A 13,056-nucleotide genomic window follows, 5' to 3' on the forward strand; every position below is an offset into this window, starting at 1 on the left:
TCAGCTCATCAGTTCGCGGACGAAGGGGATCAGCCCGGTCTGCCGTTGGCGCTTCATGCGCTCGGCATCGAGGATCTCGCGGACCTTGGCGAAGCAGGCCTGCGCGTCTTCGTTGATGACGACGTAGTCATAGGCGTCCCAGTGGCTGATTTCCGAGCGGGCGCGTTCCATGCGCGCCTCGATCACGGTTTCGGCATCGGTCCCGCGGCTGCGCAGCCGACGTTCGAGTTCGGCGATGCTGGGGGGCAGGATGAACACGCGGACCACGTCCTGCTGGTCCTTCTGGTAGAGCTGCTGCGTTCCCTGCCAGTCGATGTCGAACAGGAAATCCTGCCCGTCCTTCAGCGCATTGCGGATGCGGCCTTTGGGTGTGCCGTAGCGATGGCCGAAGACATGGGCCCATTCGTAGAAGTCGTCCTCCTCGACCATCCGGTCGAACTCGGCATCGTCGACGAAGTAGTAATGCACCCCGTCGATCTCGCCCGGACGCGGCGGGCGGGTCGTGACGCTGACCGACAGCTTGATCTCGTCTTCAGCCTCCAGCAGCATCCGGCTGATCGTCGTCTTGCCCGCGCCGCTCGGCGAAGAGAGGATGAACATCAGCCCGCGCCGTGCGAGTTTGTCTGTCGGAGTTGGGGATTCGGCCATGCGCGCTCTTGCGCCAAGCCGGGCGCCGAAATCAAGGGCGGCAGGGCGCGATGCCTAGATCATGCTGTCGGGATCGGCCTGTTCGCGCAGCATTTTCTCGCCCGCAGCTTTCGATTTACGGCGCGAACGCCCCCTGTCGAACAGCACCTTGAGCGCGAGACCGGTGCCGACGGCAAGTGCGCCGGGTACGGATTTCGTCGCGACCTTGGTGACGCCGTAGGCCGCCAGAGCGTTGAGGGTCGAGCGATTCTCGACGATCTGCTTGGCGTAGCCCTTGCCGTAGCGCCGCCCGAGCAGGGCCTTTTCCACCGTCATGCGGGACAGCCGCCCGACACTGCGGAGGAGGATGTCGTGGATGATGAGATTGGTCGACGGGTCCGGGCTCGGCCCCGGCATTTCGTCCGGGCCGATAGTCTTGTCGGTCGCCTTCTCGATCGCCGCACCTGCGCGGTCAGTCAGGTGGTTCGGTTTCTTCTTGCTGCTCAAGCCCATGCCATACCCCGTTCTGCCGGGGCTGGTCGCCCCGGCTACTTCTTGCGGCCGAAATCGACCGTGACGACGTTGGAGCCGTCTTCTGCACCCTCAACGGCTGCATCCTCGCCCTGTTCCGATCCATCGTTCTCGGGATGCTCGGTCGGGGCTGGGGCCATATCGGCCACGGTCGCCTGGAATTGCAGGCCGAAATCGACTGCCGGATCGACGAATTGCGTGATCGCGGCGAAGGGAATGTCGAGCGCGGCGGGCACCTGGTTGAAGCTCAGACCGACCGAAAAGCCGTCCTCGCGCACGTTCAAATCCCAGAACTTGTTCTGCAGCACGATTGTCATTTCGTCCGGGAACCGCTCGCGCAGGCTATCGGGGATGCTCACGCCGGGGGCATGCGTCTTGAAGGTGATATAGAAGTGATGCGCGCCCGGCAGTTCGCTGCCGGTTTGCTCGATTTCGCCGAGCACGCGGCCGACCACTGCGCGCAGGGCCTCCTGCACGATGGAATCGTAGGGGATCAGGCTGTCGGGCGTCTCGTCGCTCATGCGCGCCTAGGTGTAACCGCGAGGCGCGCGGGTCAAGCGCTTTAAGCGCGGCTTTACTACGCCGTAAGGTGCTATTTCTTGCCTATCGCCCCATGCGGCTCTAGCGCGGGCGCCATGCGAACAGGCCGTATCGAGCGCAACACTGCGGAAACGAAAATTCTCGTCGAGGTCGATCTCGACGGGACCGGATCATACGACGTATCCACCGGCATCGGTTTTCTCGATCACATGGTCGAGCAATTCGCCAAGCATTCGCTGATCGACGTGACACTGAAAGTCGACGGCGATTTGCATGTCGACCAGCATCACACGACCGAGGACAGCGCCCTGGCGCTCGGACAGGCGTTGGCGCAAGCGCTCGGCGACAAGGGCGGGATCGCGCGTTACGGCAGTGCCTATTCGCCGATGGACGAAACGCTGGCGCGCGTCGCGCTGGATATCTCCGGACGGCCCTACTTCGTGTGGAAGGCGGGGTTCAGCCAGGAAAAGCTCGGCGAATGGGACACCGAGCTGATCGAGCACTGGTTCCACTCGGTCGCTCAGACCTGCGGCCTGACGCTGCATATCGAGCTGCTTTACGGCACTAACAACCACCATATCTGCGAGAGCATCTACAAGGGCTTCGCCCGCGCGATGCGGATCGCCTGCGAAATCGATCCGCGCAAGGGTGGTGCGATCCCCTCGACGAAGGGACAACTCGGTGGGTGAGGTGATCGCGCTGGTGGATTACGGCGCGGGCAATCTCCATTCGGTCGAGAACGCGCTCCGCAAGGTCGGAGCGAAGGTGAAAGTTACCGACGATCCCGACGTCATCCGCGCGGCCGACCGGATTGTTCTTCCCGGTGTGGGATCGTTCAAGGCGTGCGCCGAAGGCCTGCGCGCTGTCGACGGGGCGATCGAGGCGATGCACGAGCGGGTCTTCGTCGGCGGCGCGCCTTTCCTGGGTATTTGCGTCGGCATGCAATTGCTCGCCACGCGCGGTCTGGAGCATGGCAGCACGCCCGGGCTCGACTGGATCGGCGGCGAGGTGCGGCTGATCGAACCGACCGACGAGAGCGTAAAGGTGCCACACATGGGCTGGAACGATGTTGCGCTGACTCCGCATGCGAAAATGCACGACGTGGTGTATGAGGGGGAGGCCTATTTCCTCCACTCTTTCCACTTCCATGCGGATAGCGGAAAGGATGTACTCGCCATGACCGATCACGGCGGTGGCCTGGTCGCTGCGGTCGGCCGCGACAATCTGCTCGGCGTGCAGTTCCACCCTGAGAAAAGCCAGTATTATGGCCTTGCGACCCTGACCCGTTTTCTGGAGTGGAAGCCTTGATCATCTTTCCTGCTATCGACCTCAAAGGCGGGCAGGTCGTCCGTCTCGCCGAAGGCGATATGGATCGCGCGATCGTCTATGGCGACGATCCGGCTAAACAGGCGACGCTGTTTGCGCAGGCCGGGGCCGAATATCTCCACGTGGTCGATCTCGACGGCTCCTTTGCAGGATCGGCGCAGAACCGCGAGGCGGTCGAGAGCATCGTCGCGGCCTTTCCGGGGCGCGTCCAGCTGGGCGGCGGCATCCGCAGTCAAGAGGATGTCGAGGGCTGGCTCGATGCAGGCGTGTCGCGGATCGTGATGGGTTCGGCGGCGCTGAAGGACCCCGAATTCGTCAAGGACATGGCACGCGCGCATCCGCATGCCATCGTCGTCGCGGTCGATGCGAAGGATGGCATGGTCGCGACCGAGGGCTGGGCCGAGGTGTCGGACGTGCCGGTGGTCGATCTCGCCCGCCGGTTCGAGGATGCGGGTGTTTCCGCGCTGCTGTTTACCGATATCGGACGCGACGGGCTGCTGAAGGGCGTGAATGTCGAGGCAACAGTCGAACTCGCACGGCAGGTCGATATTCCCGTGATCGCCAGCGGCGGGGTCGCAGGGATCGAAGATATCGAGGCGCTCAAACCGCATGCCGCCGATGGGATCGAGGGCGTCATTACCGGCCGAGCGCTCTATGACGGGAGGCTCGATCTGGCAGCTGCAATTGCGACCGCAGGACAGACACCATGAATTTGCGGCGACATGACGAAACCCTCATCCTTGCGGTTTGCGTTTTGCTTATCATCGGGTTTTGGATGAGCTTGGTGCCTCCGCTTGTCATGCTTGCTGCCGTTTTTGCGGGAGCTTTTTACAAGCTCTACAAAATGGGAATGCTAACCAAATGAGGGCGCGGGATAACTCATGACCGTCCGTATCCGCGTCATCCCCTGCCTCGACGTCGCCGATGGGCGCGTGGTGAAGGGCGTCAACTTTGTCGACCTCAAGGATGCGGGCGACCCGGTCGAACAGGCGCAGGCCTATGACCGCGCCGGGGCAGACGAGCTGTGCTTTCTCGATATTTCGGCCAGCCACGAGGGGCGCGGAACGCTGCTCGACATGGTCCGGCGCACGGCGGCGGTGTGCTTCATGCCACTGACTGTTGGCGGCGGGGTGCGCAGCGTGGAAGACGCGCGCGCACTGCTGCTGGCAGGCGCGGACAAGGTCGCGATCAACTCGGCTGCGGTGTCGCGGCCTGAACTGGTGAGCGAGATCGCCGAGAAATTCGGCAGCCAGTGCGTCGTCGCCAGCGTCGATGCGCGGGCACGAACCGAGGGCGAAGGCTTTCGCGGCTGGGAAATCTTCACTCACGGAGGCCGCAAGCCAACCGGCATCGACGCCATCGAGCATGCCGAGCGGCTGGCCGAGCTGGGCGCAGGCGAGTTGCTCGTCACCTCGATGGACGGCGATGGGACCAAGGCGGGCTACGATCTCGAACTGACCCGCGCGATCGCCGACAGCGTCTCGATACCCGTCATCGCCAGCGGCGGCGTCGGCACGCTCGACCATCTGGTGGAAGGGGTGACCAAGGGGCATGCGAGCGCGGTGCTTGCCGCGTCGATCTTCCATTTCGGCGAGCACACGGTGGCCGAGGCTCACGCGGCGTTGCGCGCAGCGGGCTTGCCCGCCCGCGGTTGAACGCACAAGAAGGCGCCCATGGACACGCTGACCCGTCTCGAAACCACCATCGCGAACCGCCGCGACGCCGATCCCGACACCAGCTATGTCGCGCAGCTCAATCATCGCGGCGTGCCGGTGATGGCGCGCAAACTGGGCGAGGAGGCGGTCGAAACCTGCGTCGCCGCGCTCAGCGGCAGCCGCGAGGAGCTGGTCGGCGAGGCGGCGGATGTCCTTTTTCACCTGATGGTGCTGCTTGGGGCAAAGGAAGTTTCGCTGGCCGAAGTGCTGGCCGAACTCGACCGGCGCGAGGGGACCAGCGGCATCGACGAGAAGAATTCGAGGAGCGCGTAATGCCGATCGACCCGACCCAACCCTATGACGACGACAACATCTTCGCGAAGATCCTGCGCGGGGAAATCCCCTCGAACAAAGTCTATGAAGACGAGTGGGCTTTCGCTTTCGAGGACATTAATCCGCAGGCCGAGGTCCATACGCTGGTGATCCCCAAGGGCCGCTACGTCAGCTGGGACGATTTTAGCGCCAAAGCCTCTGCCGAGGAAATCGCGGGCTTCGTGCGCGCCGTGGGCAAGGTCGCTCGCGACAAGGGGCTGGTCGAGCCGGGCTACCGCATGATGGCCAATGTTGGCGCGCATGGCGGCCAGGAAGTGCCGCACCTGCATGTCCATATTTTCGGCGGGCAGCCACTCGGCCCAATGATTGCGCGAAGATAGGCTCCCTGCTTTCGAACATTTTCACCGCCTCCATGCCTCGTTTCATCTCCGTTCATGTTCAGGAGACGAATGCCGTCTTTGCAGCGAATTTCCGCTGCGCTAGAGCGCCGCCCGAATGGTACTACCCAATCCCCCCGACGGCGTGATCGACGGCAGCCGCCACCTCTATGCGGTGCGCGTCTATTACGAAGACACGGACCTGTCGGGCATCACCTATCATGCCAATTATCTGCGCTGGTTCGAGCGTGCGCGCAGCGATCTGCTGCGTCGATTGGAGATCGACCAGCGTTCCGCGATCGAGGACGGGACGGGCGCCTACGCCGTATCCGAACTCTCGCTGAAATATCTTAGCCCCGCCAAGCTCGATGACGATGTGACCATCGTCACCACCTGTACGCAGATGCGCGCGGCCTCGTGCCGCATGCACCAACGGGCGTTTCGCGGGGACGATTTGCTGGCCGAGGCACATTTGCGCGTCGGTTTCGTTTCACCCGAGGGCCGGCCCGTGCGCCAGCCCGAAGAATGGCGCGCGGCCTTTGCGCGCTTCGGAATCCAAGAGGGCGAATGACCACACTTTCCATGCTTGCAGCCGCTGCCCCGACGCGGCTCGATCCGATCGAATTGTTTCTCGATGCGGACATCGTCGTCCAGCTGGTCATGGCGGGCCTCTTGCTCGCCAGCATCTGGGTCTGGATGATCATCGTCAGCTTCAGCCTGCGCATGGCGCGCACCCGCAAGCGGACGATCGCCTACGAAAGCGAGTTCTGGCAGGCGGACAATTTCGATCGTTTCATGTCGGAACGCGGCAACAAGGATATTCCCGCCGCTCGCGTCGCGCAGGCAGCGGTCAGCGAATGGCGCAAGTCGACCAAGGGCGAGGTGCGCGACAAGGAAGCGCTGCGCGGTCGCATCGGCGTGGCGATGGACAGCCAGATCGCGCTGGAGGCGGACGAGATCGCCGAACGGCTGAACTTCCTCGCCACGGTCGGCTCGGTCGCGCCCTTCGTCGGACTGTTCGGCACCGTCTGGGGCATCATGAACAGCTTCTTCCAGATCGGCGCGCAGGAGAGCAGCTCGCTCGCCGTGGTCGCACCGGGCATTTCGGAAGCGTTGTTCGCGACCGCCATCGGCCTGTTCGCCGCCATTCCCGCTGTAATTGCCTATAACCGCTTTAGCCACCGCGTGGACCGCTACGAGGCGCGGTTGCAACGCTTTGCGGACAAACTGTCCGCGACATTCAGCCGCCAGCTGGAGCAAAGGTAAATGGCGATGAGCCTTGCCTCCGGTGGAGGCCGTCGTGGCAGGCGGCGAGGGCGCGGCGGTCGTCGCCCGATGTCCGAAATCAATGTCACGCCCTTTGTCGACGTCATGCTGGTGCTGCTGATCATCTTCATGGTGACTGCGCCGCTGCTGACCGCTGGGGTGCCGATCAACTTGCCCGACAGCCGTGCCGATTCGCTGCCGCAGGAAGCGCAGCAGGTAACGATCAGCATCGACGAGGGCGGCTATGTCTATATCGACGACACGCAGGTCGCGGTCGGCGGCTTGCCGCAGGCGCTCGAGAATATTCCGCGCACGGATGACGGCCCCGACATCACCCTGCGCGCCGATCGCGGACTGGATTACGGGCGCGTCATGGCGGTGATGGGCGAGCTCAATCGCGCCGGGCTGAACCGCATCGCGCTGGTGACCAATGGCGGCCAGGTCTCCGCGCCGGTCAACAACGGTTCATCGACGGAGGAATAGCCGGTGAGCATGGGAGACACCGCCTTTCGCAGCGAGGAGAAGACCGGGCTACTGGTCGCGCTCATCCTGCATCTGGCGCTGTTTGCTGGCCTGTTCGTGCAGGGCTTGCTCCCGGCGCCGACCTTCGAACCGGTCGAGCGCATGACCGTCAGCCTCGCCGAGGATGTCGGGCTGGAAGCTACCGCGCCCGATCCGGTCCCGGAAAGCCGCGCCGCAGTCGCGCCGACATTGTCGGACAGTCCTGCCCCGCCGGTTGTCGAGCCGGTCGCGCCGCCAGTCCCGCGTCAGGTTACGCCGCCGGTCCCGCGCGTGCAATCACCTGTCCCCGTGCCGCGCGCCCAACCGCGCGAGACTCCGCGCCGGGAGCCGCAGCGCACGCAGCCGCAGCCGCGCAGCAGCGAACGCAGCGGCGGCTCGCGGCTCGGCGACAATTTCCTCGACGGCGCAGGCGCCAGCACGACGACCAGCGAAACGCGCGTTCCCGCTTCGCAGATCGGGGCCAGCGCCAAGGCTTCGATCGTGCAGGCCATCGCCCGGCAGGTGCGCCCGCACTGGCAGGGTAAGGCTCCGTCCGGTGCCGACGCCGAACTGCTTGTCTCCGTCCTCGCCTTCGATCTCAATCCCGACGGCTCGCTGGCGGGTCGTCCGCGCGTCGTCTCACAGGATGGCGTGACCCCGGCCAACGAAGCCCAGAAGGGCCGCCACGCCGAAGTCGCCATCCGCGCCGTCCAACTTGCCGCGCCCTTCGATCTCCCGCCCGAATACTACAACGCGTGGAAGTCCATCCGCGGCGCCCGCTTCGACAGGAACTTGTCCCGATGAAAAAGCTCTTCATTTTCGCCTCCGCTCTCGTCGCCGCTCCGCTCGCCGCGCAGAACGAGGATCTCGGCCAGCCCATCCAGGAAGGCGGCGAGGTCGAAACCGTCATGGAGGCGGAGGATAGCGAGGGGCTGACCTTCACCATTACCGACGAAACCGCGCTGGAAGATCTCGGTATCGCCATCCCCGGCTTCGCGACCGACGCCGATGTAGCCACCCCAGCCAACCAGAACGGCACCGCTGCGCTGGGCAAGGAACTGGCGCGCGTAATCACCGCCGACCTGCGCAACAACGGCTTGTTCAAGCCGACCGGCCCCGACGCTCTGCCGCAGCCGAGCTTTCCCGAGATCAATGCGCCCAACTGGCCGACCTGGTCCAATCGCGGGGCAGAAATGCTGGTGCATGGCTATGTCCGCGCGCGCAGCGATAACCGGCTGACGGTCGGTTGCTACCTTTATGACATGGCGCTGCAGCAGCAGCTGGTCCGCGAAGGCTGGATCGTCGAGCCGGCCGACTGGCGGCGCGCGGCGCACAAATGCGCCGACCTCGTCTATTCGCGCCTGACCGGCGAAAGCCCGTTCTTCGACAGCCGCATCGCCTATATCGCCGAAACCGGGCCGAAGGATAACCGCACCAAGAGGCTGGCGATCATGGATAGCGACGGGGCCAACCACCGCTTCATTACCACCGGCCGCTCGACCGCGCTGACGCCGCGCTATTCGCCCGATTACAAGAAGCTGTCCTATCTCAGCTATGTAGATGGCAATCCGCGGATTTATGTCTACGACATCGGCACCGGCCGCCAGACGCTGGTGACGCAGAGCGACAATCCCACCTTCGCGCCGCGCTGGAGCCCCGACGGCCGCTACATCCTCTATTCGATGGCGGTAAACGGCAACACGGACATCTATCGCGTGCCGAGCACTGGGGGCACGCCGCAGCGGCTTACCGATGCGCCGGGTATCGACATCGGCGGTTCCTACTCGCCCGACGGCAGCCGCATCGTGTTCGAAAGCGACCGCTCCGGCGGGCAGCAATGCTATGTGATGAATTCCGACGGATCGAACCCGCGCCGCATCAGCTTCTTCGGCGGTCGTTGTGCGACACCCGAGTGGAGCCCGCGCGGCGACCAGATCGCTTTCACCAACTCGAGCAGCTTCAATGTCGGTGTCATGACGCCATCGGGCGGCAGCGTGCGCATTCTGACCCGCGGCTGGCAGGACGAGGCTCCGACCTGGGCGCCCAACGGCCGCATCATCCAGTTCTTCCGCACTGAGCGGAACAGCGGCAAGGCCGGGCTGTGGCAGGTCGATTTGACCGGCGAGAACGAGCGCCGCTTGCCGACGCCGGTAGACGGGTCGGACCCGGCCTGGGGACCGATCCTGCCGTAAGAGCATTGAGAGTCCCATGGGGACGGAACCCAAGGGGCCCGACAAACTTCACCACGCTGTTTGAAAAGGGGACAGCACTATGAATACCCGTGTTGCAACAGGATTGATGCTCGCTTCGACCATCGCGCTGGCTGCCTGCCAGAAGAAGGCACCCGAAGAACTGCCGCCGCCGCCAACGCAGACTGCGACGCCGACTCCGACCGCGCCGACTGGCCCGACCGTGGGCTCGCAGCAGCACTTCACCGATGCCGTGGGTGTCGCCAATACGGTCGTCTATTTCGATACCGACCGGTACAATATCGACGCGGAAGATTCGGCCAAGCTGCAGGTGCAGGGCCAGTATTTCAGCCAGTATCCGCAGCTCAACTTCACGGTTGAAGGCCATGCCGACGAACGCGGTACGCGCGAATACAACCTCGCGCTGGGCGAGCGGCGCGCCAATGCGGCGAAGAACTATCTCGTCTCGATTGGCATCCCGGCAAACCGGATTCGCACGGTAAGCTATGGCAAGGAACGGCCGGTTGCGCTGGGTTCGAACGAATCCGCATGGGCGCAGAACCGCCGCGCCGCGACTATCGTCATCAACTGAACAGTGAAATAGGAAGGGCTCCCGTCACGGATGGGAGCCCTTCACGCGGTCGCGACATACGGGAGGGACAGGTCAGCGACCGATCGAAAGTCCGATCAGCGGAGCATTGCCGGAAAGAGTTTCGGCAGGCGCATCGACATTCGGTCCGCCTGTCGCAAGCGCGATCACGAACACCGCCATCAGGGCGGTGCTGATCTGGGCCGACAGGGTCAGTTGCTTGCTCACGTACTCTTCTCTCGCGGATGTCTTTTGCAGGTGCGGGTTAACAAGTCCTGCCGCAGCGCAACATTTCACATTGAAACTGGTTCCCACATCCTTGCCTCATCCGCCACGACGCCTAGATTGACTGCCATGCTTTCCCGACGAACGACATTCTGCCTCCATGCCTAAGGCGCGGCGATCCAACGACTGGGGGTTTCCCAGATGGCGCGGCTACGGCTCCTCGCGCGAGGCGACCAATGTGCGGATTTGCGACCGGCATGGCTGTGACGAGCCGGGCGACTGTCCTGCGCCCAAGGCGCCGAACAGTCCGGAACGCTGGATGTTCTGCCAGCGTCATGCAGCTGAATACAACCAGAAGTGGGATTACTTCGAAGGCCTCGACAAGGCCGAGAAAGAACAGCGCGCCAAGGCCGAGCGTAGCGAGAATGCCGGCTATGCCGAGGCTCAGCACTATGGCTGGGGCGGGAGCGGAGACGGCTCGCGCAGCGCCGACGAGATGCGTGCGCTCGATATACTCGAACTCGAAGCCGATGCCGATTTCGCCACGATCAAGAAGGCCTGGCGCGAAAAGGCCAAGACCGTGCATCCCGACGTGAAGCCAGGCGATGCAGAGGCGGCAGCCGAGTTCCAGAAGCTGCAAGTGGCGTACGAAGTTTTGAAGGTCGCGGAAGAACGCCGCGAATGGAAGGGCTAGCCAAGCCGCTTGCGCACGGCGCTGGCCAGTTGCTTGCCTACGCCCGGACCCTGCTCGGGATAGAGATAGGGCTCGATCATTTCCGCTTCCATCAATGCCAGTTCGCCTGACGGCAGGCGGGCCATGTCGATCCGGCAGTAGAGCGGTGCGGCGAAAGGCAGTGCGTTGACTACCGCTTGCGCCCTGGCGAGATCGTCCGCGCCGGGCGTGTAGTCGGTCTCGTATCCGCCATAGAGCGACTGGATGCGATACTCTCCTTCTGCCGCGCACTTGAGCACGCCGTGGCTGAAAGCGCCGTCGATGAAGAGGAAGGTATATTCTCCCTCTTCGGTCACACTCGGCAGGAAGGGCTGGATCATGCACCGATGGCCCATTCGCCAATCGGGATCGGGCATCGCATCGGCCGAGAAGCGGTATTGGCCTAGACCGCCCGCCCCGATGCGGCGCTTGACGACGACCAACGGCGTATCGAACATATCCATCGCCGCGCCGACGTCGCCTGCATCCGCATCCATGAAATAGGCCGTCGGTACGATTGTCGCCCCGGCCTCTTCCAATTCGCGCAGATAGCCCTTGTCCGCGTTCCACCGCACGATGTCCGGCGGATTGCAGACGGCAATGCCGCGCGCTTGCAGAGCCTCCAGCCGGGCGAGGAATTGCTCCGGATGGTCCTGGTAATCCCATGCAGTGCCGAGCAGGACCAGCGCGACCCCGTAGAACGCCTCGAGCGGGGCGCGCCAGTCTATCTCGACCAGCTCCATCCCCGCCGCCTTGAACGCCGGACGCAGGGCGGCAACCTCAAGATCGTGCTCGAACGCGTCTCCTCGGCGAGGACCATCGCCGGGGAGGGTATCTGCACAGGCTAGAAAGCCGATCCGTTTCAGACCGCCTCCAGCGCCTGTTCGAAGTCGGCGATCAGATCGTCGGCATCTTCGATCCCGATGCTGATGCGCACGAGATTGTCCGAAATGCCGAGCTCCGCGCGGCGGCCTTCGGCGACCGACAGGTGCGTCATCGAGGCCGGGTGGCTGGCGAGCGTTTCCGTGCCGCCGAGGCTGACCGCCAGCTTGGCGATCTTGAGCGCGTCGAGGAAGCGGAAGCACTCCGCTTCGCCACCCTTGAGCAGCAGCGAGAAGGTCGAGCCTGCACCGAGGCAGTGCCGGTCGTAGATGTCCTGCTGCCGCGCGTCCTTGATCATGCCGAGATAGCCCAGGCCTTCGACCTTCGAGTGCTTGCTGAGGAAGTCGCAAACCTTGGCGGCGTTCTCGCCCGCGCGCTGCATGCGCAGTTCCACGGTTTCGAGGCTGCGGCACAGCATCCACGCCGTATTCGGATCGCAGATGCCGCCCATCGTGTTGCGGAGCATGCGGATCGCATCGATGAAGCGCTTCTTGCCCGAGACACTGCCTGCGACGAGGTCCGAATGGCCGCCGACATACTTGGTCAGCGAATAGACCACGAGGTCCGCGCCATGGTCGAGCGGGCGCTGCCACAGCGGGCCGAGGAAGGTGTTATCGATCGCGATCGAGCACTTGTCCGGATCGAAATGCGCATCGCGCGCTTCCTTGACTGCCTCGATATCGACCAGCGCATTGGTCGGGTTGCCGGGGCTTTCGAGGTAGATCATCGGCACTTCGCCGCCCTGCTCATCGGCCTTGGCCTTGGCCTTAGTCATCACTTCGTCGAGCTGTTCGCGGCTGGCGCCGGCGGGGAAGTCGATGAAGGTGACGCCGAATTTCGCCATGGTCTTGGCGATGAAGCCCTCGGACGCGGCATAGAGCGGGCCGGAGTGCACAATCACGTCGCCCGCCTTGCAGGCCGCCAGCAGCAGCACGGCGATGGCGGTCATGCCGCTCGAGAACGACAGCGCCTCCTCTGCCCCGTCCCACACCGCGAGGCGATCCTCGAGGATTTCCTGGTTCGGCGCGTTGAAGCGCGAATAGACAAGGCCGTCCGCGCCGCCCGGGCGCTTGCCGGTGATGCCTTCGAAGTGGCGCTTGCCGTCGGCCGCGCTGGGAAAGGCGAAGGTGCTGGTGAGGAAGATCGGGGCCTTTAGGCTGCCTTCCGACAGCGTCGGGTCGTAGCCATGGCCCATCATCAGCGTGCTGGGCTTCAGCGCGCGGCCGTTGATCTTGGTGACTTCCGCCTTGGGGTTCTTGCGCGGGCTCGTGGGGTCGATGTCGTTGTCGCTCATGTGGAGGAG

The 13,056-nt window shown here is 64.0% G+C and carries 19 protein-coding genes; 13 read left to right on the top strand and 6 right to left on the bottom strand.

Annotated features, from left to right (window positions below):
• The 3 genes from gmk to P8R33_RS11110 are packed head-to-tail and all read right to left on the bottom strand — an operon-like array spanning position 1 to position 1,679.
• Positions 1–648 carry a guanylate kinase gene (gene gmk / locus P8R33_RS11100; RefSeq protein WP_278329018.1) on the bottom strand — a complete coding sequence of 216 codons (648 nt, stop codon included), beginning with the start codon at positions 646–648 and terminating at the stop codon, positions 1–3.
• Between the two features lie 54 nt (positions 649–702).
• Complete coding sequence (locus tag P8R33_RS11105; protein ID WP_278329019.1) at positions 703–1,140, bottom strand: hypothetical protein; 438 nt, start codon at positions 1,138–1,140, stop codon at positions 703–705.
• A 35-nt stretch (positions 1,141–1,175) separates the two neighbouring features.
• Entirely contained in the window at positions 1,176–1,679 is a 504-nt protein-coding gene (locus P8R33_RS11110) for an SspB family protein (protein WP_278329020.1), read from the bottom strand.
• 114 nt (positions 1,680–1,793) lie between these two features.
• On the opposite strand from P8R33_RS11110, the gene hisB reads away from it, so the two are divergent.
• The 12 genes from hisB to pal all read left to right on the top strand — a co-directional run bounded on the left by hisB (position 1,794) and on the right by pal (position 9,937).
• A complete protein-coding gene (hisB, locus tag P8R33_RS11115) occupies positions 1,794–2,387 on the top strand; it encodes an imidazoleglycerol-phosphate dehydratase HisB (RefSeq protein WP_278329021.1) in 594 nt (197 codons plus the stop codon).
• The gene (gene hisH, locus P8R33_RS11120; protein ID WP_278329022.1) at positions 2,380–3,006 is read left to right on the top strand and encodes an imidazole glycerol phosphate synthase subunit HisH; all 627 of its coding nucleotides are present in this window, start codon (positions 2,380–2,382) and stop codon (positions 3,004–3,006) included. The genes hisB and hisH overlap by 8 nt, the downstream gene beginning before the upstream one ends.
• Positions 3,003–3,734 carry a 1-(5-phosphoribosyl)-5-[(5-phosphoribosylamino)methylideneamino]imidazole-4-carboxamide isomerase gene (gene hisA, locus P8R33_RS11125; protein WP_278329023.1) on the top strand — a complete coding sequence of 244 codons (732 nt, stop codon included), beginning with the start codon at positions 3,003–3,005 and terminating at the stop codon, positions 3,732–3,734. Before hisH ends, hisA begins: the two co-directional genes overlap by 4 nt.
• A gap of 171 nt (positions 3,735–3,905) precedes the next feature.
• Complete coding sequence (gene hisF / locus P8R33_RS11130; protein WP_278329024.1) at positions 3,906–4,679, top strand: imidazole glycerol phosphate synthase subunit HisF; 774 nt, start codon at positions 3,906–3,908, stop codon at positions 4,677–4,679.
• 18 nt (positions 4,680–4,697) lie between these two features.
• Entirely contained in the window at positions 4,698–5,012 is a 315-nt protein-coding gene (locus P8R33_RS11135; RefSeq protein ID WP_278329025.1) for a phosphoribosyl-ATP diphosphatase, read from the top strand.
• Positions 5,012–5,392, top strand: a complete 381-nt coding sequence (locus tag P8R33_RS11140; protein ID WP_278329026.1) for a histidine triad nucleotide-binding protein — start codon at positions 5,012–5,014, stop codon at positions 5,390–5,392. Before P8R33_RS11135 ends, P8R33_RS11140 begins: the two co-directional genes overlap by 1 nt.
• A gap of 115 nt (positions 5,393–5,507) precedes the next feature.
• Positions 5,508–5,960, top strand: a complete 453-nt coding sequence (locus tag P8R33_RS11145) for a YbgC/FadM family acyl-CoA thioesterase (RefSeq protein ID WP_278329027.1) — start codon at positions 5,508–5,510, stop codon at positions 5,958–5,960.
• The gene (gene tolQ / locus P8R33_RS11150) at positions 5,957–6,655 is read left to right on the top strand and encodes a protein TolQ (RefSeq protein ID WP_278329028.1); all 699 of its coding nucleotides are present in this window, start codon (positions 5,957–5,959) and stop codon (positions 6,653–6,655) included. Before P8R33_RS11145 ends, tolQ begins: the two co-directional genes overlap by 4 nt.
• Complete coding sequence (locus tag P8R33_RS11155; protein WP_278329029.1) at positions 6,656–7,138, top strand: ExbD/TolR family protein; 483 nt, start codon at positions 6,656–6,658, stop codon at positions 7,136–7,138.
• Positions 7,139–7,147: 9 nt separating this feature from the next.
• A complete protein-coding gene (gene tolA, locus P8R33_RS11160; protein WP_278329066.1) occupies positions 7,148–7,960 on the top strand; it encodes a cell envelope integrity protein TolA in 813 nt (270 codons plus the stop codon).
• The gene (gene tolB / locus P8R33_RS11165) at positions 7,957–9,348 is read left to right on the top strand and encodes a Tol-Pal system beta propeller repeat protein TolB (protein WP_278329030.1); all 1,392 of its coding nucleotides are present in this window, start codon (positions 7,957–7,959) and stop codon (positions 9,346–9,348) included. The genes tolA and tolB overlap by 4 nt, the downstream gene beginning before the upstream one ends.
• A 79-nt stretch (positions 9,349–9,427) precedes the next feature.
• Entirely contained in the window at positions 9,428–9,937 is a 510-nt protein-coding gene (gene pal, locus P8R33_RS11170) for a peptidoglycan-associated lipoprotein Pal (protein ID WP_278329031.1), read from the top strand.
• A gap of 72 nt (positions 9,938–10,009) precedes the next feature.
• Here the strand turns inward: pal and P8R33_RS11175 are convergent, their stop codons facing one another.
• Positions 10,010–10,162, bottom strand: a complete 153-nt coding sequence (locus tag P8R33_RS11175) for a hypothetical protein (protein ID WP_278329032.1) — start codon at positions 10,160–10,162, stop codon at positions 10,010–10,012.
• 157 nt (positions 10,163–10,319) lie between these two features.
• Here P8R33_RS11175 and P8R33_RS11180 point away from each other — a divergent pair, with 157 nt between their 5' ends.
• Positions 10,320–10,853, top strand: a complete 534-nt coding sequence (locus tag P8R33_RS11180) for a J domain-containing protein (protein WP_278329033.1) — start codon at positions 10,320–10,322, stop codon at positions 10,851–10,853.
• Here P8R33_RS11180 and P8R33_RS11185 read toward each other — a convergent pair.
• Together P8R33_RS11185 and P8R33_RS11190 are read right to left on the bottom strand one after the other, a co-directional pair.
• Positions 10,850–11,737 (bottom strand): ATP-grasp domain-containing protein, encoded by an 888-nt coding sequence (locus P8R33_RS11185; RefSeq protein WP_512700360.1) that lies wholly within the window; start codon positions 11,735–11,737, stop codon positions 10,850–10,852. The two genes, P8R33_RS11180 and P8R33_RS11185, sit on opposite strands and share 4 nt — an antisense overlap.
• The gene (locus P8R33_RS11190) at positions 11,734–13,047 is read right to left on the bottom strand and encodes a cystathionine gamma-synthase family protein (RefSeq protein ID WP_278329035.1); all 1,314 of its coding nucleotides are present in this window, start codon (positions 13,045–13,047) and stop codon (positions 11,734–11,736) included. Before P8R33_RS11190 ends, P8R33_RS11185 begins: the two co-directional genes overlap by 4 nt.
• Positions 13,048–13,056: the final 9 nt, after the last annotated feature.

Source organism: Qipengyuania flavescens (assembly GCF_029688735.1).
Classification (GTDB): domain Bacteria; phylum Pseudomonadota; class Alphaproteobacteria; order Sphingomonadales; family Sphingomonadaceae; genus Qipengyuania.

What these genes read in the sequence shown, in the direction of transcription:
- gmk (WP_278329018.1), bottom strand. Translation starts at nt 648, where the DNA reads ATGGCCGAATCCCCAACTCCGACAGACAAACTCGCACGGCGCGGGCTG.
- P8R33_RS11105 (WP_278329019.1), bottom strand. Translation starts at nt 1,140, where the DNA reads ATGGGCTTGAGCAGCAAGAAGAAACCGAACCACCTGACTGACCGCGCA.
- P8R33_RS11110 (WP_278329020.1), bottom strand. Translation starts at nt 1,679, where the DNA reads ATGAGCGACGAGACGCCCGACAGCCTGATCCCCTACGATTCCATCGTG.
- hisB (WP_278329021.1), top strand. Translation starts at nt 1,794, where the DNA reads ATGCGAACAGGCCGTATCGAGCGCAACACTGCGGAAACGAAAATTCTC.
- hisF (WP_278329024.1), top strand. Translation starts at nt 3,906, where the DNA reads ATGACCGTCCGTATCCGCGTCATCCCCTGCCTCGACGTCGCCGATGGG.
- P8R33_RS11135 (WP_278329025.1), top strand. Translation starts at nt 4,698, where the DNA reads ATGGACACGCTGACCCGTCTCGAAACCACCATCGCGAACCGCCGCGAC.
- P8R33_RS11140 (WP_278329026.1), top strand. Translation starts at nt 5,012, where the DNA reads ATGCCGATCGACCCGACCCAACCCTATGACGACGACAACATCTTCGCG.
- P8R33_RS11145 (WP_278329027.1), top strand. Translation starts at nt 5,508, where the DNA reads ATGGTACTACCCAATCCCCCCGACGGCGTGATCGACGGCAGCCGCCAC.
- tolQ (WP_278329028.1), top strand. Translation starts at nt 5,957, where the DNA reads ATGACCACACTTTCCATGCTTGCAGCCGCTGCCCCGACGCGGCTCGAT.
- P8R33_RS11155 (WP_278329029.1), top strand. Translation starts at nt 6,656, where the DNA reads ATGGCGATGAGCCTTGCCTCCGGTGGAGGCCGTCGTGGCAGGCGGCGA.
- tolA (WP_278329066.1), top strand. Translation starts at nt 7,148, where the DNA reads ATGGGAGACACCGCCTTTCGCAGCGAGGAGAAGACCGGGCTACTGGTC.
- tolB (WP_278329030.1), top strand. Translation starts at nt 7,957, where the DNA reads ATGAAAAAGCTCTTCATTTTCGCCTCCGCTCTCGTCGCCGCTCCGCTC.
- pal (WP_278329031.1), top strand. Translation starts at nt 9,428, where the DNA reads ATGAATACCCGTGTTGCAACAGGATTGATGCTCGCTTCGACCATCGCG.
- P8R33_RS11180 (WP_278329033.1), top strand. Translation starts at nt 10,320, where the DNA reads ATGCCTAAGGCGCGGCGATCCAACGACTGGGGGTTTCCCAGATGGCGC.
- P8R33_RS11190 (WP_278329035.1), bottom strand. Translation starts at nt 13,047, where the DNA reads ATGAGCGACAACGACATCGACCCCACGAGCCCGCGCAAGAACCCCAAG.